Source organism: Bradyrhizobium sp. B124, from assembly GCF_038967635.1.
Lineage (GTDB): Bacteria > Pseudomonadota > Alphaproteobacteria > Rhizobiales > Xanthobacteraceae > Bradyrhizobium.
Genome location: NZ_CP152413.1, coordinates 3,418,317 through 3,435,924, shown reverse-complemented (window position 1 = coordinate 3,435,924; position 17,608 = coordinate 3,418,317). Strand labels below are relative to the sequence as shown.

General features: G+C 64.4%; 16 protein-coding genes. 10 read left to right on the top strand and 6 right to left on the bottom strand.

The features are described from left to right. Positions 1-142: 142 nt before the first annotated feature. Positions 143-961 (top strand): aldo/keto reductase, encoded by an 819-nt coding sequence (locus AAFG13_RS16505; RefSeq protein ID WP_342712653.1) that lies wholly within the window; start codon positions 143-145, stop codon positions 959-961. A 91-nt stretch (positions 962-1,052) separates the two neighbouring features. Here AAFG13_RS16505 and AAFG13_RS16500 read toward each other — a convergent pair whose 3' ends face one another. Beyond that, entirely contained in the window at positions 1,053-1,271 is a 219-nt protein-coding gene (locus AAFG13_RS16500) for a hypothetical protein (protein ID WP_212311507.1), read from the bottom strand. 232 nt (positions 1,272-1,503) lie between these two features. Between AAFG13_RS16500 and AAFG13_RS16495 the strand changes: the two genes are divergently transcribed. From AAFG13_RS16495 to hpaD, 3 genes are read left to right on the top strand one after another with little or no spacing between them, the layout of a single operon-like run. Next, entirely contained in the window at positions 1,504-2,784 is a 1,281-nt protein-coding gene (locus AAFG13_RS16495) for an amidohydrolase/deacetylase family metallohydrolase (RefSeq protein ID WP_342712652.1), read from the top strand. A 26-nt stretch (positions 2,785-2,810) separates the two neighbouring features. Beyond that, complete coding sequence (locus tag AAFG13_RS16490) at positions 2,811-3,146, top strand: helix-turn-helix domain-containing protein (RefSeq protein WP_342712651.1); 336 nt, start codon at positions 2,811-2,813, stop codon at positions 3,144-3,146. Between the two features lie 23 nt (positions 3,147-3,169). After that, a complete protein-coding gene (gene hpaD, locus AAFG13_RS16485; RefSeq protein ID WP_212311505.1) occupies positions 3,170-4,024 on the top strand; it encodes a 3,4-dihydroxyphenylacetate 2,3-dioxygenase in 855 nt (284 codons plus the stop codon). An 18-nt stretch (positions 4,025-4,042) separates the two neighbouring features. On the opposite strand, the gene AAFG13_RS16480 is transcribed toward hpaD, so the two are convergent. Together AAFG13_RS16480 and AAFG13_RS16475 are read right to left on the bottom strand one after the other, a co-directional pair. Further along, positions 4,043-5,281 (bottom strand): PLP-dependent aminotransferase family protein, encoded by a 1,239-nt coding sequence (locus AAFG13_RS16480; protein WP_342712650.1) that lies wholly within the window; start codon positions 5,279-5,281, stop codon positions 4,043-4,045. 62 nt (positions 5,282-5,343) lie between these two features. Further along, positions 5,344-5,823, bottom strand: coding sequence for a DUF3124 domain-containing protein (locus AAFG13_RS16475; protein WP_342713345.1), 480 nt, complete (start codon positions 5,821-5,823; stop codon positions 5,344-5,346). 122 nt (positions 5,824-5,945) lie between these two features. On the opposite strand from AAFG13_RS16475, the gene AAFG13_RS16470 reads away from it, so the two are divergent. From AAFG13_RS16470 to AAFG13_RS16455, 4 genes are all read left to right on the top strand, one after another. Continuing rightward, positions 5,946-7,691: a cation:proton antiporter gene (locus AAFG13_RS16470; RefSeq protein WP_342712649.1), complete on the top strand. Its 1,746-nt coding sequence runs from the start codon at positions 5,946-5,948 to the stop codon at positions 7,689-7,691. Positions 7,692-7,947: 256 nt separating this feature from the next. Then, complete coding sequence (gene ribB, locus AAFG13_RS16465) at positions 7,948-9,024, top strand: 3,4-dihydroxy-2-butanone-4-phosphate synthase (RefSeq protein WP_342712648.1); 1,077 nt, start codon at positions 7,948-7,950, stop codon at positions 9,022-9,024. Between the two features lie 162 nt (positions 9,025-9,186). Then, on the top strand, positions 9,187-10,401 hold the full coding sequence (locus AAFG13_RS16460; protein ID WP_173641390.1) for an acyl-CoA dehydrogenase: 1,215 nt from the start codon (positions 9,187-9,189) through the stop codon (positions 10,399-10,401). 134 nt (positions 10,402-10,535) lie between these two features. Continuing rightward, positions 10,536-11,453, top strand: coding sequence for an MBL fold metallo-hydrolase (locus AAFG13_RS16455; protein WP_342712647.1), 918 nt, complete (start codon positions 10,536-10,538; stop codon positions 11,451-11,453). Positions 11,454-11,502: 49 nt separating this feature from the next. Here the strand turns inward: AAFG13_RS16455 and AAFG13_RS16450 are convergent, their stop codons facing one another. Both AAFG13_RS16450 and AAFG13_RS16445 read right to left on the bottom strand, forming a co-directional pair. Continuing rightward, a complete protein-coding gene (locus AAFG13_RS16450; protein WP_212311501.1) occupies positions 11,503-12,360 on the bottom strand; it encodes a DUF1499 domain-containing protein in 858 nt (285 codons plus the stop codon). A 273-nt stretch (positions 12,361-12,633) separates the two neighbouring features. Then, positions 12,634-14,262, bottom strand: a complete 1,629-nt coding sequence (locus AAFG13_RS16445) for a fatty-acid--CoA ligase (protein ID WP_342712646.1) — start codon at positions 14,260-14,262, stop codon at positions 12,634-12,636. A 145-nt stretch (positions 14,263-14,407) separates the two neighbouring features. On the opposite strand from AAFG13_RS16445, the gene AAFG13_RS16440 reads away from it, so the two are divergent. Beyond that, complete coding sequence (locus AAFG13_RS16440) at positions 14,408-15,547, top strand: extensin family protein (protein WP_342712645.1); 1,140 nt, start codon at positions 14,408-14,410, stop codon at positions 15,545-15,547. A gap of 26 nt (positions 15,548-15,573) precedes the next feature. Here AAFG13_RS16440 and AAFG13_RS16435 read toward each other — a convergent pair whose 3' ends face one another. Next, positions 15,574-16,251 carry a L,D-transpeptidase gene (locus tag AAFG13_RS16435; protein ID WP_092124718.1) on the bottom strand — a complete coding sequence of 226 codons (678 nt, stop codon included), beginning with the start codon at positions 16,249-16,251 and terminating at the stop codon, positions 15,574-15,576. A 362-nt stretch (positions 16,252-16,613) separates the two neighbouring features. Here AAFG13_RS16435 and AAFG13_RS16430 point away from each other — a divergent pair, with 362 nt between their 5' ends. Continuing rightward, the gene (locus AAFG13_RS16430; RefSeq protein ID WP_342712644.1) at positions 16,614-17,591 is read left to right on the top strand and encodes a magnesium transporter CorA family protein; all 978 of its coding nucleotides are present in this window, start codon (positions 16,614-16,616) and stop codon (positions 17,589-17,591) included. Positions 17,592-17,608 lie beyond the last annotated feature (17 nt).

Sequence of the window (17,608 nt, the reverse complement as noted above, 5' to 3'; positions counted from 1 at the left end):
TCTTGATTGCGGGCGCCTTGCCCGAAGGGCCGGTTTGCGGGCAGAGTGTGTGCTGGCAGTTCTGCCAATTTCATTCCCACCAGACGATTTGCTGGCGTGACGTCGTCGATGACATCGGCGTCCCACGCGTCAGGAGCTATCCATGGACAATCTGCAGACACAGGGCATCAGCCTGCCGCAGCTCGGGCTCGGCACCTTCCGCATGCAGGGCGATGCCTGCCGCGCGGCGGTCGAGAGCGCGCTCGGGCTCGGTTACCGCCATATCGACACCGCCGAGATGTACGGCAATGAGGAGGCGATCGGGGCCGCGATCGCGGACGCGAAGGTCGCGCGCAAGGACCTGCATGTGACCACCAAGGTCTGGCACGAGAACCTGGCGCCGGATGCGATCCGGAGAGCGTTCGACACCAGCCTGAAGAAGCTGCGTCTCGACCACGTCGACCTCTATCTGGTGCATTGGCCGTCGCGGAACATGAAGCTGCCGGCTGTCTTCGAGACGCTGATGCAGCTGAAGCAGGAGGGCCGCACCCGCGCGATCGGTGTCGCCAATTTCACCACCGCACTGCTCAAGACCGTTGTCGAGGACATCAAGGCGCCGATCGCCTGCAACCAGATCGAATATCACGCGATGCTGGACCAGACGCCGGTGCGCAAATATCTCGCCGCGAAGTCGATCCCGCTGGTGGCCTATTGTCCGCTCGCCCAGGGTCGTTTCGCAACCGACGAGACGCTGGGGAAAATCGGCAGCAAGCATGATGCGACCGCAGCGCAGGTGGCGCTGAAATGGCTGCTCGACCAGGAGGGCGTCGCGGCCATACCGAAGGCCTCGCGCGCAGAAAGCCAGAAGGCCAATCTCGACGCGCCGAAGGTCAAGCTCGACGACGACGACCGCAAGGCGATCGCTGCGCTGCGCAAGGACATGCGCTGCGTCAATCCGGGCTTTGCTCCGGCGTGGGACTGAGTCCTGCGAGCATCGGATGAGGACGTAGAACAAGAAAATGGCTCCGCGAGGAGCCATTTCCGTTGTGTCGGTCTATCGTATGTGTCGGTACTTAGTAGCGGTCCCGCCTGATCACCATCGCGCGGTCATGGTCGTGATGCCAGCCGCGATGCCAGCCACGGTCATGGCGCATCTCGGCCCGCGAGCCCCAGCCACGATCCCAGTGGTGATGGCCGCCGCGCTTGATCACGACGGTCTCGGCGCTCGCGATCGACGGAACGGCCACTGCAAGGGCACCAATCGCCGCAAGAACAAAACCAAACTTTTTCATCTCATCCTCCTCAAATGATGCGAGGAGGCAACCGTGCGGGCGTTGAAACGTTCCTCAGGAACCGAGTGAGTTTTCTGAACGCTTGTTCAGCAACGGCCCCAACGCAACGCTCGCCGCGCGTTCGCTGCACAACCGATGCGTGAGCGTGGCTGCATCTTTCGGTGGCCTTGCCTAACCCCGGCGTCCGACGCATCATCGCGCCATAAGTATCAATGTTCGGGGGGACGTTGCCGTGGGTGAATTTTCACGCCGGGATTTTTTGAAAGGTACGGGATCGGCCGCTGCTGCTGTCATCGCAGGGCCCGCCGCTGCGGCGATGGGGCCGGACGACAAATTCGACCTCGTGATCAAGAACGGCGATGTGATCGATCCCAGCCAGTCGCTGCGCGGCAAGCGCGACATCGGTATCCGCTGGGGTCTGATCGAGGCGATCGAAGACGAGATCCCGGCCGCGCGCGCCGCCAAGACCATCGACGCATCGGGCAAGCTCGTGATGCCGGGCCTCGTCGATCTGCACTGCCACGTCTACCCTTACGGCTCGGCGATCGGCATTCCCGCCGACGAGCTGGTGCAGTTCCAGGGCACCACGACCGTCGTTTCGGCCGGCGATGCCGGCGTCAACAATCTCGCGGCGCTGCGGCGCTTCATCGTGGCGCAGTCGCGGGCGCGGATCTACGCCTTCGTCCATATCGCCAACAACGGCCTGTCGGCCTTCCCGGTGGCCGAGCTCTACAACATCGACAACGCCCAGGTCGAAGCCTGCGCGATGGCGCTCGCCGAGAACCCTGACTTCCTGATCGGGGTCAAGGTGCGGATGTCGGAAAACGTCATCTTCAAGCACGGCGTCGAGCCGCTGAAGCGCGGTATCCAGGCCTGCGAGATGTGCGGCTGGCCGGCGCGGATGATGGTGCATATCGGCGGCGTCGAGACCAGGGAGTTGATGTCCGACATCCTCGACCTGCTGCGGCCGGGCGATATCCTCACCCACGCCTATTCCGGCGCGCCGAACATGTCCGGCGCCTTCACCAACATCGTGCAGGACGGCAAGCTGTTGCCGGCGGCGCTCGCGGCCAAGCAGCGCGGCGTGCTGTTCGACGTCGGCCATGGCGGCGGCAGCTTCGATTTCACGGTGGCCGAGATCGCGATCCCTGCCGGCTGCACGCCCGACACGATCTCCTCCGACATCCACGTGTTCTCGGGCAATTCGCCCGGCATCCCGTTCCTGCCCAACGTGATGAGCAAGTTCCTGGCGATGGGCTCCTCGCTGGAGCAGGTGGTGGCGATGGCGACCTCGGTGCCGGCGCGGATCATCAACAAGACCCCGAAAATCGGCACGCTGCAGCGCGGCGCGCCCGGCGATGTCGCGATCATGGACCTCATCGAAGGCCCGGTCTCCTTCGTCGACACCCGCAACAACAAGCGCGACGGCAATCTGCAACTGAAGCCGGTGCAGACCGTGGTCAACGGCGTGCCGTTCGGCCGGCCCTATCAGGCGCCGTTTTCGGTACGATAGCGGCAAGCCCCGCCGGCTTCCTGTCATTGATCCTTGTCAAGGACAGGAAATCCCGCTCGTCGATGATGAGCTATCATGAGGGGCATGTCGTGACCGGGAATCGTTCCTCCATAGACCGATCGGTACGTTCTTCCGCGCCTGGCGGTGCGACGTTTTCCGAAAGCGATTTCCTCCTGCAGCTGGGCGCGGCTGTGCGCGGGGCACGGGCGAATATCGGTATGACACGTCGCGAGCTCGCCCGCCGATCCGGCGTGTCGCAGCGCTACATTGCTCTCATAGAATCGGGCAAGGGCAACGTCTCGATCGTGCTGCTGCTGCGCATTTTGAACGCGTTCCGCAGTGACGCGCCCAAAGCGGCCTGACCGGGAAGGGGAGGATCACGCCGATGGGTGAACTCGTTCTTGCTGCCAAGGTCAGCCACGTACCGTCCCTGATGCTGTCGGAACGCCCGGATCACCCGCTGCATGACGCGCGGGCCGGCGCGGTCGCGGCATTGCATGAGCTCGGCCGGCGCGCCAGAGAACGCGGCGTGTCCACCTTCGTGGTGTTCGATACCCATTGGCTGTCCAATTTCGGCTACCACGTCAACGCCAATACCCGGCATCGCGGCTCGTTCACGAGCCACGAGGCACCGCAGATGATCAAGGACCTGCGCTACGACTGGCCGGGGAATACCGCGCTTGCGGAAGCGATTGCACGCGAGGCGGCAGGCGACGGCCTCAATGTGATGGCGCACCGGGTCGAAAGCCTCGGTCTTGAATACGGCACCATCGTCCCGATGCACTACCTGAACCAAGATGGCTCGGCCAAGGTCGTGTCCGTCGCATCGCCGCTCTTCACGTCGATCGAGGAAAGCAGGCTGCTCGGCGAGGCGACCCGCCGTGCGGTCGCGCTGTCCGGCGAGCGGGTCGCGCTGCTCGCCAGCGGATCGCTGTCGCATCGGCTATTGCCGAACAAGCAGCTCGGGCCCGAAGCCTGGACGTCGATCGCCAGTGAATTCAACCGCCAGGTCGATCTGCGCGTTCTCGAGCTGTGGCAGCAGCGCCGTTACCGGGAGTTCCTCGACATGCTCCCGGATTACGCCACGAGGTGTAACGGCGAGGGCGGAATGGCCGATACCATCATGCTGTTTGCCGCGCTGGGCTGGTACGATTTTCGTGGCGCCGCCGAGCAACTCTGCGACTACTTCCCGTCGAGCGGCAGCGGCCAGGTGCATGTGGAATTTCACCTGACCGCGTGAGACGGCGAATGCGGATCGCTAGCCGCGCTTCTCCACATTGCTGCTGCGCGCCGGCACGCCGAACTCCTTGCGGCACACTTCGGCCAGCACCGCGACGCCTTCGCGGATCTGCTCATGCGAGGGGCTGGCGAAGCAGAGGCGGAGCCGGCTGCCGGAATGCGCCTTGCTGGTCGACCATTCCGGTCCCGGATTGATCGAGACCCCGGCGGCGAGCGCCGCCTGGTAGAGCTTCATGGTGTCGACATGATCGGGCAGCTTGACCCAGAGGAAGATGCCGCCCTTGGGCGCCTCGAACTCGGCCGACGTGCCGAACTGCTCGTTCAGCGCCTCCATCAGCGTGTCGAGCTTGGCGCGCAGGCCCTTGGTCAGCCGCGGCACGTGGGTCGCAAAATGCGGCGCGCAATATTCCGAGAGCACCATCTGCTCCAGCGCGCCGGAGCCGGCGTCGGTCTTCAGCGGCAGCATCCGCGACATGATTTCCCAGGGCGCGACGATGAAGCCGACCCGCAGCGCCGGCGCGATCGACTTCGAGAACGAGCCGATATGGATCACGCCGCCATGCTTGCTCATGGCATAGATCGCCGGCGGCCGTTCGCCGTTCCAGATCAGATCGGCATAGCAATCGTCCTCGAAGATCGGCACGCCGTATTCTCTGGACAGCTTCAGCATCTCGGCGCGGCGGCTCTCGGGGAGGATCGAGCCGGTCGGGTTCTGCACGGTCGGGATGGTGTAGATGTATTTCGGGGTGATGCCGCGCCGCTTGTGATCGGCGAGCGCTGCGGCCAGCGCATCGATCCGGATGCCGTCGCCATCAAGGGGAATGCCGACCGCGTTGACGCCGAGCCGGGTCAGCCGGTTCAGCGAGCCCTGATAGGTCTCCTGCTCGATCAGCACCGTATCGCCCTTGGCGAGCAAGGTGTGATTGACCAGGTCGAGCGCCTGCAGCGAGCCGGAGACGATCATGATCTCGTCCGGCGTGCAGGCAATGCCGGCATCGCGCTTCAGCTTCTCGGTCAGGAACTGGCGCAGCGGCAGATAGCCCTGCGGCCCGTGCGCGAGGTTGTAGGTCGCGAGATTCCTGCCCTCGCGCTTCAGCACGGCGTTGACCGCCTCCAGCAGCCCGTCGACCGGGACCTGGTCGGGATCGTTGTTGCCGCCGACGAAGCTGTATTTGGCGAGCCCGGTCCAGCGCGCGGCCGGCGCAGGCAGGCCGGCCGGAAGCAGCGGTGTAAAGTCGAACTGGGCTGAGGTGGACATGGACGTTTCGCTCCGTGTTGTTGTCGTTGAGAAGGCCCGCCGAAAAGCGGCCTTCCATGAAGTCAGTTCTTGCCGGTCAGCCGGATCGGGCGGCCCTGGCTGATGAATGCATAGTGCCCGGCGCCGACGCTGCCGACCATCAATGCCTCGACCGCCGGTTCCGCGATCTCGCCGGCGGCTGCCCAATCGACCACGAAATTCGCGCCGGTGCCGCCGCGGGTATCGGTCGTGGCGATCGAGACCTCGACGGTCGCAAACGGTTTTAGCGCGATCGGCGATTTGAGGTAGCTCTCCACCATCCTGCCTGATGTGTCGAAATAGGCGATCCGCTTCAGCACCAGGGGCCTGGTCTCGGAGGCGTTGTGCACGCTCAGCGTCACCGAGAAATCCGCCCTCAGCTTGCCCAGGCTCATCGACACGCTGGAATAGACCGGCACGTAGAATGCACCGGAGGCGGTGAGGCCTTCCGATGGCATCGCGGTCAGCGAGTTCGCAAAATTTTGTTCAATACTTCCGGGGGATTGTGCTAGCGCCTCTGTCATGCGCACGGTGGGCAGGCAGAGCAAAACTGCCAAGAAAATGCCGCCTGCGCGGATGTGACACATTGCTCGGTTGATCCTCACGCCCGGCCCTCTAGGTTGCGGCAACAGGAAGTCTTTGACGTATGCATGAACTCATTCGCGATATCACGCTCTGTATCCTGTTTGCCTGGGGGATTGGGCTGCTCGCCCATTTCTCCCGGCAACCGCTGATACTGGCCTACCTTATCGCCGGCTTTTTCATTGGTCCATTCGGCATGGGCTGGATCAAGTCCCAGGAGTCGATCAGCGTCATCTCCGAGCTCGGCCTGATCTTCATGCTGTTCATGATCGGGCTGGAAATCGACCTCAAGAAGATCATCCGTGCCGGCAAGGTCATCCTGTTCGCCGGCGCCGGCGAGCTGATCGGCGGCTGCCTGATCGGCGTGGCGTTCTTTGCCGGGATCGGGCTTGCGATTGGCGGCGGCAAGTTCGATGCGGTCTATCTCTGCGTCGCCTGCGCGCTGTCCTCGACCGTGATCATCGTCAAGGTGCTCTACGAGAAGCGCGAGCTGGATACGTTGCCGGGCCGCATCACGCTCGGCGTGCTGGTGCTGCAGGACATCTTCGCGATCCTGTTCCTGGCCGTGCAGCCGAGCCTGGACAATCTGCAGATCAGCGTCGTGCTGCTGTCGATTGCCCGCGTCGCGGTGCTGGTCGCGACCGCGCTAGTGCTCAGCCGCTACGTGCTGCCGCGGCTGTTCCATCAGATCGCGCGCCGGCCCGAACTCGTGCTGCTCGGCGCGCTCGCCTGGTGCTTCCTGATCGGCGAGATCGCCGAGCGGCTGCATCTGTCGCGTGAGATGGGCTCGCTGGTCGCCGGCGTCTCGATCTCGACCTTTCCCTACGCGCTCGACGTTACTGCCAAAGTCACGACACTGCGGGATTTCTTCATCACGCTGTTTTTCGTCGCGCTCGGCATGACGATCCCGATCCCAGGCTTACAGGTGATCTGGCTCGCGCTTGTGATCGCGGCCTTTACCGTGGCGAGTCGCCTGGTCACGACGTTCACGCCGCTCTATCTGATGAAGCAGGGGCTGCGCGCCAGCCTGCTGCCGGCGATCAATCTGGCACAGATTTCCGAGTTCTCGCTGGTGGTGATCCAGACCGGCGTCGCCGCCAACCATATCGGGACCGAAACCGCGAATGCGGTCTCGTTCGCCTTCGTGGTGCTGGCGGTGCTCTCGACCTTCGCGATGGCCCGCAGCGATCAGATCGTACGCGGCCTGATCGGTCCGTTGAAGCGGATCGGGCTGCGTGATCTCGACCATCAACGCGAGGGCGGCGGCGGGTCCGGGCAGGAGGGCAGCCAAGAGGAGGGACATGGCGAGATCCGCCGCATCGTCATCCTCGGCTTTTTCCGTGCCGCGAGCGCGCTGATCAGCCAGATCGAGCGGCAGAACCAGTCGCTGCTCGAGCAGATCAGCGTCATCGACTTCAACCCGCTGGTGTTCCGCACGCTGTCCGACCGCGGCATGCACGTGATCTATGGCGACATCAGCAACGTCGATACGCTGGTTCATGCCGGCATCGGCAAGGCCGAGATCATCATCCTGAGCGTACCGGATTTCCTCTTGGTCGGCGCCGACAATGAGAAGCTGGTGCGCCACGTCCGCGCCCTGAATCCGACCGCGAAGGTTGTTGCCACCGCCGATCTCCTGACCGGTGTCGAGGACCTCTACACGGCTGGCGCCGACTACGTGACGGTGACCCGGCTCAGCGACGCCGGTGAGCTCTATTCGGTGATCGAGGCCGCCGACGCCGGGCTGCTCGACGACAAGCGCGCCGAGCTGGACGCCCAGCTCAGCGACCGGCGCGAGGTGCTGCCGTAGGCGAGCATGATCCGGAAAAGTGGGGACCGGTTTTCCGACAAGATCATGCTCAAACAAGGCAGCCTTGTAGCCCGGATGGAGCGAAGCGAAATCCGGGGACCGCGCACGCGGAAATGTCCTTCGCTCCATCCGGGCTACAGGCTCCTGTCACCGTCCTGGTATGCCTGCCGGACGCATGGCGGGTTGCATAATGATACTGGCGCTGACATCGGAACCCGGCTAATCCACTGCCTGCATAAAGCGAGATGTCAGGACAATGGCCGATACGATCCAGGAAGTGCTGCAAGCCTTTGCGAAGGGCGAACTCGTCGTCGTCACCGACGATGACGATCGGGAAGGCGAGGGCGATTTGATCGTCGCGGCGTCGTTCTGCACGGCGGAAAAGATGGCCTTCATCATTCGCCACACCTCCGGCATCGTGTGCGCGCCGATCACCACCGAGGACGCCCGCCGGCTGCGGCTCGACCCGATGGTGGCGCACAACGAGTCCAACCACACCACCGCCTTCACCGTCTCGATCGACTACAAGCCCGATGGCGGCACCGGTATCTCGGCCGAGGAACGCGCCTCCTGCTGCCGCGCGCTCGCCAATCCCAACGCCGGCGCCAACGATTTTGCGCGCCCCGGCCACATCTTCCCGCTGATCGCGCGCGACGGCGGCGTGCTGCTGCGCTCCGGTCACACCGAGGCTGCGGTCGATCTGTGCCGGCTCTCCGGCCTGCCGCCGGTCGGCGTCATCAGCGAGCTGATGAACGACGATGGAACCGTGATGAAGGGCGAGCAGGTCGCGAAATTCGCCGCCGCCCACAAGCTCAGGCATGTCACGATAGCGGACATGATCGCCTATCGCCAGGCGCGCGAGAAGCTGATCGAGCGGGTCGCGACCTTCACCACCGAAAGCCCGATCGGCCCCCTGCAAGGCTATGCCTATCGCTCGCCCTTCGACGAGATCATGCATGCCGCCTTCGTCTATAACGGCATCGGGGATGGCCGGGACGTGCTGACCCGGCTGCACAAGCCCAATATCGTGACAGACCTCTTCACTGGACCGGCGCGGATGGAAGCCGTGTTGCGGCACTTCAAGGATGCCGGCCGCGGCGTGCTGGTCTATCTGCGCGACGGTGCCGCCGGTGTTCCGGTCCAGCCGGTGAGCGAGCAGAAATCGGCGGAGGCCGATCGCAACAAGCAATGGCGCGAGGTCGGCGTCGGCGCACAGATCCTGCGCGATCTCGGCATCACCTCGATCCGCCACCTGACCTCTTCGGTGCACGACTACAAGGGTTTGTCCGGTTTCGGCATCGAGATCGTGTCGAACGAGAGGCTGGAGTGCTAGCACCCGTCATTCCGGGGCGATGCGTCAGCATCGAACCCGGAATCTCGGGATTTTACGCTCTCGCGTGCCCTGGAATGACGACAACCCAATTCAATTGCGCTTCGCAGCATAGCGCTTTAATTTATCCGCCAATTTCCGAGAGACGATGCGAAAGGATGTTTCATGAGCGTGCGCCCCCAGGCCAAGGACAAGCCGGCTGCCGCCAGCTTCCAGTGGGATGATCCGTTCCTGCTCGACGACCAGCTCACCGAAGACGAGCGCCTGATCCGCGACACGGCGCGGGCCTATGCCCAGGACAAGCTGTTGCCGCGGGTCACCAAGGCCTATCTGGAAGAGAAGACCGACCGCGAGATCTTCAACGAGATGGGCGAGCTCGGCCTGATCGGCGTGACGCTGCCCGAGGAATATGGCTGTGCCAATGCGAGCTACGTGGCCTATGGCCTGGTGGCGCGCGAGATCGAGCGCGTCGATAGCGGCTATCGCTCGATGAACTCGGTGCAGTCGTCGCTGGTGATGTATCCGATCTACGCCTATGGCGACGAGAACCAGCGCAAGAAGTATCTCCCCAAGCTCGCGACCGGCGAATGGGTCGGCTGCTTCGGCCTGACCGAGCCGGACGCCGGTTCCGATCCCGGCGGCATGAAGACTCGTGCCGAGAAGGTGGCCGACGGCTACAAGCTCAACGGCGCCAAGATGTGGATCTCGAATGCGCCGATCGCCGACGTGTTCGTGGTGTGGGCCAAGTCGGCCGCCCATGACAACCAGATCCGCGGCTTCATCCTGGAGAAGGGCATGAAGGGCCTGTCGGCGCCGAAGATCGGCGGCAAGCTCTCGCTGCGTGCCTCGATCACCGGCGAGATCGTGCTCGACAACGTCGTGGTGCCGGAAAGCGCACTGCTGCCCAACGTCTCCGGCCTCAAGGGCCCGTTCGGCTGCCTCAACCGCGCCCGCTACGGCATCTCCTGGGGCGCGCTCGGCGCCGCCGAGGACTGCATGCACCGCGCACGTCAGTACACGCTCGACCGCAAGCAGTTTGGCCGCCCGCTCGCCGCCACCCAGCTGGTGCAGAAGAAGCTCGCCGATATGGAGACCGAGATCGCGCTCGGCCTGCAGGCCTCGTTGCGCGTCGGCCGCCTGATGGACGAGGGCAAGATGGCGCCCGAGATGATCTCGATCGTCAAGCGCAACAATTGCGGCAAGTCGCTCGACATCGCCCGCATGGCGCGCGACATGCACGGCGGCAACGGCATCCAGATCGAGTATCACGTGATGCGTCACGCCGCGAACCTCGAGACAGTGAACACCTATGAGGGCACGCACGACGTCCATGCGCTGATCCTCGGCCGCGCGATCACCGGCATCCAGGCGTTCTCTTAAAGCGGCGCCCACCTAAACGTCGTCATGGCCGCGCTTGTCGCGGCCATCCACGTCTTGGGCTCGCAACGTGGATGCCCGGGACAAGCCCGGGCATGACGAGTTCAAAGAGAATCCGGACATCACGGACAAAAGCCATGGCCGACAACGACGACATCCCGTTCAACCGCGATTTTCCGCTGAAGCCCGGCGTGGTCGAACAGGTCCGCCCCGGCGTGCGCCGTGTCCTCTGCAACAATCCGAGCCCGTTCACCTTCACCGGCACGGTCAGCTACATCGTAGGCCAGGGCAAGGTCGCGATCATCGATCCCGGTCCCGACGACGAGGCGCATGCGAAAGCGCTGCTCGATGCGGTCAAGGGCGAGACCGTGACGCATATCCTGGTCACCCATACCCATCGCGACCATTCGCCGAACACGCCGCGGATCAAGGCCGCGACCGGCGCGCCTGTCTATGCCGAGGGGCCGCACCGCGCCTCGCGCCCGCGTTTCGAGAGCGAGAAGCACAATCCGGAATCCGGCGCCGACCGCGATTTCCGGCCCGACATCGAGGTCAAGCACGGCGACGTCATCGAGGGCAGTGGCTTCGCGCTGGAGGCGGTTGCCACCCCCGGCCACACCGCCAATCACCTGGCGTTTGCCTGGGCCGAGCGCAGCATCAATTTCGTCGGCGACCATGTGATGGGCTGGTCGACCTCGATCGTGGCGCCGCCCGACGGTTCGATGATCGACTACATGGCCTCGCTCGAGCAGCTGGGGCAGCGCCCCGAGCAGCTCTATTTCTCCGGCCACGGCCCGGAGATTCCGGAAGGCCCGCGCTACGTCCGTTTCCTGGCGCGGCATCGCCGGGCGCGCGAGGCGTCGATCCTGCATCGCCTCGGCAAGGGCGAGGCGGACATCCCGACCATGGTGCGGGCGATCTATATCGGGCTCGATCCGCGCCTCGCCAATGCCGCCGGCTATTCGGTGCTGGCGCATCTGGAGGATCTGGTCGCGCGCGGCATCGTGGCGACGGATGGCGATCCGGTGATCGGCGGAACGTACCGGATAGCCTGACTGTCATTCCGGGGTTCGCGCTGCGCGCGCCCCGGAATGACGAGGTGAATCACTTCTTCACCGACTTCGCCGGCGGCGCCTTCGGCGCGACCGGGGCCGCCTTCTTCGCCGGCTTGGCGTTTTCGTTGTCGGCGGCGGAGTTGAGGTCCTCGATCAGCTTCTTGACGCGCGCGGCATTGCTGCCGAGATCGGCGTCGAAATAGCGCGAGGCGGAGCGGATATCGACGCGCGAATCCTCGTCGTCGGGCGTGACCCGGATCGAGACGTCCTCGCGGAAGCCCATGATCGGCGTGCGGGCCACCGCCTCGATGCGGCCGATCCGGCGCGGCGGCTGCGGCGCGCGTGCGTCGATGACGAGCCATTTGCGGCGGTTCACCAGCCGCAAGGTCATCTCATAGGCACGGTCGACCGGGGTTTCCAGTTCGACGGTTTCGATATCGGGATAGGCGGCGCGCTGCTTCTCGGCCGAATAGAGGCCGGCATAGGCGGCCGGGTTGGTGCCTTCGCCGGTGCGCAGCCGCGCCAGCGCCTCGAATTTCGGCGGGTCGATCGCGTCGGTGGTGACGTCGTAGATCCGCGGCAGCTTGCGGTACTGATAGGTGAGATAGGCCGGGTAGCCGAGGATCGCGGCGTCGATCAGGAACGCGAGCAGGATCCGGCCCATGCCGCGGGTGCCGTTCTGCCAGATCGCGGCGAAGGCGGCCAGCCCAAGCAGGATCGACAGGCCGGCCAGGCCCAGCGCGCCGAAGAAGGTGGCCAGCGCCGGTTTGACCTCCAGGAACCCGAAGCGAACGATGATGATCGAGACCACCACCGCGACGACGGAGAAGATGGCGAGGTTGCGCGACCAGGTGGCGAGACCGGACACGGGCTCCTGCTGGTAGGGAGCGGAAAACCTGCGCGCCATCGTCGAAAAATCTGCCGGTTGAGATGTCCTTGGGCGACCTCAGCCGCCGCCAATGATCGTGTGAGACCACGGACCTGCGGCGAATTCAAGGGATTTGGGGGACGAAGCATCCTGGACAGGCGGCCATGCCCCGGCCACGGCGTCAACCAAGGTCATTCAAGCCGCAGCAGCTTCGTAGCCCGGATGGAGCGAAGCGAAATCCGGGGCAGGTCTTTCCGTCGAACGCCGAACCCCGGATTGCGCTTCGCTCCATCCGGGCTACGGTTTCTCGCCCTACGCCGCGGCGGTCGGGAAGGTGTAATCCTTGAACTGGTCGCGCAGCGCGGTCTTCAGGATCTTGCCGGTCGCGGTGTGGGGGATGCCGTCGACGAAAGCGACGTCGTCGGGCATCCACCATTTGGCGATCTTGCCGTCCATGAATTTCAGGATGTCCTCGCGGGTGGCGCTCTCGCCCTGCTTGAGCTGCACGATCAGCAGCGGCCGCTCGTCCCATTTGGGGTGATGGACGCCGATCACGGCCGCTTCCGCGACCGCCGGGTGGCCGACCGCGAGGTTCTCGAGATCGATCGAGGAGATCCATTCGCCGCCGGACTTGATCACGTCCTTGGAGCGGTCGGTGATCCGCATGTAGCCGTGCTCGTCCATCGTCGAGACGTCGCCGGTGTCGAAAAAGCCGGCATCGTCGAGGATGTTGCTATCGACCCGGAAGTAGGCTTTTGCGATCGCGGGGCCAGAGACCTTGAGACGGCCGAAGGTCTTGCCGTCCCACGGCAGCTCCTTGCCGGCATCGTCGGTGATCTTCATCTCCACGCCGAACGGCGGGTAGCCCTGGGTCTGCAGGATGTCGAGCCGCTCCTCGCCGGTGCGCGTGTTGAATGGCGGCTTCAGCGTGGCCAGCGTGCCGAGCGGGCTCATCTCGGTCATGCCCCAGGCGTGGCGCACCTGGCTGCCCATGTCGAGGAACGCCTTGATCATCGAGCGCGGCATCGCCGAACCGCCGCAGATCACCATCTGCAGATCCGGCAGCTTGACATTGTTGGCCGCCATGTATTGCAGCAGCATCAGCCACACCGTCGGGACACCCGCGGTATGGGTGACCTTCTCGGTCGACAGCAGCTCGTACACCGAGGCGCCATCGAGCTTCGGGCCGGGCATCACCAGCTTGGTGCCCATCGACGGTGCGGAGAACGCGATGCCCCAGCTGTTGGCATGGAACAAGGGCACCACCGGAAGCATTGTGTCCGACGCGGAGGTGCCGAGCGCGTCCTTCGAGTTGGCCATCAGCGCGTGCAACACGTTGGACCGGTGCGAATAGAGCACACCCTTGGGATCGCCCGTCGTGCCGGAGGTGTAGCACATCGCTGCGGCGGTGTTCTCGTCGAAGGTCTTCCACTCGAACTTGCCGTCGGATGCCGCGATCCAGTCCTCATAGGCGACCGCGTTCTTCAGCGTGGTCTGCGGCATGTGCGCCTTGTCGGTCAGCACCACGTAGCGCTCGACGCTCGGCAGCTGGCTGGCGATCTTCTCCAGCACCGGAACGAAGGTGAGGTCGGTGATGACGATGCGGTCCTGGGCGTGGTTGACGATCCAGGCGATCTGTTCCGGAAACAGTCGTGGATTGACCGTATGGCAGATCGCGCCGATCCCCATGATGCCGTACCAGACCTCGAGGTGGCGCCAGGTGTTCCAGGCGATGGTGGCGACGCGATCGCCGAGCTTGATGCCGTCGCGTTCCAGGCTCTGCGAGACCTTCAGCGCGCGGGCGTGGATCTGGGCGTAGTTGGTGCGATGAATGGGGCCTTCGACCGACCGGGTCACGACTTCCTGCGTGCCGTGATATTTGGCGGCGTGCTCAATAATCTTGTGACATAGCAAGGGCCAATCTTGCATCAAGCCAAGCATACGCAAATCCCTCCTCGATCCTCACGCATGATCCGCCGGCATCTTGGACGGCCGGCAGTAAAATCATGGAACTGACATGAACTGTAGCGCGGAGAAAGCAAGCCGAAAATGGCCTGATGGCGCGTTTCGTCGCGGGGGCGCGGCAATGGTTACCGCTGCCGCCGCGCTGCTCTGCCTTGGCATGCAAGCGGGGCCCGCGCAGGCCGGCCGCGGCGCGCCTGGCTTTCCCTGGGACGATCTGTTCGGCACCCGGCCGCACAGGGCGCACAAGGCGGTCCGCCGCTCAGCGGTGCCGCTGCCGAAGCCACGCCCCGCGGAGGCGCTGGCAGCAACTGACGCGCCTGCGGCAGCTCACGCGCCTGTGGCCGCGGAGCCCGAGCCGCCAGCGGCTGCGGCACCGCCACAGGCCGCGCCTGCCGAGGCTGCCAGGCCCGGCGAGACGGCCAGGCCGACCGAAGCAGCCAAGCCCGCCGAGCCTCAGAGGCCGCAGCTTTCGGCCTGCCGGCAGGCGCTGACCGAGGAGATCGCGATCGCGCCGAGCATTCCGGATATCCACGGCGCCGGCGGCTGCGGCGGCGAGGATCTGGTGCGGCTCGAGGCCATCGTGCTGCCGGACAAGCGCAAGGTCGCGGTCAAGCCCGCGGCGATCCTCCGCTGCAAGATGGCAAGTGCAGTCGCCGACTGGGTCCGCACAGATATCGCGCCGCTGGCGCAGAGCCTCGGGGGCGGGATCAGCAATCTCGACAATTTCGACTCGTTCGAGTGCCGCGGCCGCAATCGCATCGCCGGCGCGCAGCTCTCCGAACATGGCCGCGCCAATGCGCTCGACGTGCGCGCCTTCGGTCTCGCCAACGGCAAGTCGATCTCGCTGACCGACCGCAGCGTGCCGCGCGATCTGCGCGAGACCGTGCTGCATTCGGTCTGCGCCCGCTTCTCCACCGTGCTCGGCCCGGGCTCGGACTGGTACCACGAGGACCACGTCCATCTCGACCTGATCGAGCGTCGCAACAATTACCGGATCTGCCAGTGGAACGTTGACGATCCTCTGCCGCGTGTCGCGCCGCTGTTGCCGGCCGAGCGCCCCGGAGAGGCGCCGCCGCGCGAGGTCGCCGCAAAATCGGACGCGTCCAAGCCGGACTCATCCAAGCCAGACCGATCCGAAGCCAACCGCGGCAAGGCCGATGAGCCGGATGCGGCGAAATCAGATGATGCGGCCGCGCCCGACGGCGCTGCCGAGAGCAAGCCGCAGCCAACAAAAAAGCGCCGGCAAAGCCGGCGCCTTTGATCGCGATTGCTGCGACGTGATTGCGATCAGTAGGTCGTGCCGCCGGCGCCCTGCAGGGCCATCTGCGGCTTGTAGGGCGAGTCGCCGTGCTTCGGCTCCAGCACCACGACGATGGTGCCGAGCTTGACGCGGTTGTAGAGGTCGATGACGTCCTCGTTGGTCATGCGGATGCAGCCCGAGGAGATCGACGAGCCGATGTATTCCGGCTGGTTGGTGCCGTGGATGCGGAACAGCGTGTCCTTGCCGCCCGAGTAGAGATACATCGCGCGCGAGCCCATCGGATTGTCCGGGCCGGGGGCCACGAAGGTCGGAACGCCGAGGCGCGAGATTTCGCCGGGGGTGGGATGCCAAGCCGGCCATTCGGTCATGCTGCCGACCTTGGCAATGCCGGACCATGCCATGGCTTCTTCGCCGACGGTGATGCCGTAGCGGATCGCCTTGCCGTCGTTCAGCACGTAGTAGAGGTAATGGTTGTCGGAATCGACCACGATCGAGCCGGCGGCTTCCTTGCGGTGATATTCGACGATGGCGCGGCGGAACGGCTCGGCCACCGGCGTCTTGACGTAGGTGGTCTTGGCCAGCAGTTCCTTGTCATGCGGCTTGAAGGCGGCGGTGTTGGTGGCCTCATAGGTTGTGGCCTGCATGCAACCCGACAACATCAGGCCTGCGGCCAGGATCCCAAAGGTAACTTTGAACGACGACATGATTACGTTCCAATCGAAAATCCGCGTCTCAAAGCGCCACGATTGCGCCCCAAACGCCACGATTCCATGAAGGGCATTATTGCCGAAACGTGCCATTATTCCCAGAGTTTAGATGCCTTTCCCGCATCGCGGGACGTCGCCTGTGGCTTTTTTGCCGCAAGTCTTCTGGTGTGGGGCCAGTTTTTGTGCAAACAGGCAACGGTTGTTCAATCGATGCTGCTTCAACGTCACATTCACCGCCGCCTTGCCGCCACAAAGGTGGATGTCCGGTTAATCGCCCGGTCATGAAGCGCCAGCCAGAATCGCGCTAAGTCGACGGGTCTTGCCAGCCCTGTTCCCAATCCTGTGTCTCGGAGTTCGTGATGCTGTCGGTGTTCGTTCCCTCCGATTTCTCCCTCAAGAAGGCCGCCGTCACCGACTTCGGCGCGCTGCCGGAGGGCGCGGTCTGGGTCGACCTGGTGAACCCGACCGTCGAGGAGGACCGGGCCGTCGAGAAGCTCGCCGGGATCGCGGTTCCGACCCGGGAAGACATGCAGGAGATCGAGATCTCCAGCCGGCTCTATATCGAGAACAGCGCGCGCTACATGACCGCGACGCTGATGTGCCAGTCTGACACCGATATGCCGCGCACCACGGCGGTCACCTTCATCCTGACCGGCCATCGGCTGGTAACGGTGCGCTACGACCTGCCGAAGCCGTTCGCACTGGTCGAGAACAAGCTGGCCCGGGCCTGTTCCCCCGGCCTCACCGGCGAGCAGGTGCTGATGGAACTGCTGGATGCGGTGATCGACCGCTGCGCCGACATTCTGGAGCGCTGCGGGGCCGACATCGACCAGGTCTCCCATGACATCTTCGAACCGGAGAGCCAGCGCCACGGCCACGCCAAGCAGTATTCGCAGATCCTGATCGCGATCGGCCGCAAGGGCGACCTGACCTCGAAGGTCCGCGAAAGCCTGGTCTCGATCGGCCGCCTCGTCACGTTCCTTTCGGCGATCGTGGAGGGCGTGAAATGGTCCAAGGACATGCGCGAGCAGCTCAAGACCATGCAGCGTGACGTGGCCTCACTGACCGACCACGCTTCCTATCTCTCCAACAAGATCACCTTCGTGCTCGACGCCATGCTCGGCGTGGTCAATCTGGAACAGAACAACATCATCAAGCTGTTCTCGGTGATGGCGGTGGTGCTGATGCCGCCGACGCTGATCGCCTCGGTCTACGGCATGAATTTCAAGGCAATGCCGGAACTCGAATGGGCGCACGGCTATCCGTATGCGCTGGTGCTGATGCTGATCGCGGCGATCGTGCCGTACTGGATTTTCAAGTGGAAAAAGTGGCTGTAGCGCTGGTTCCACACGTC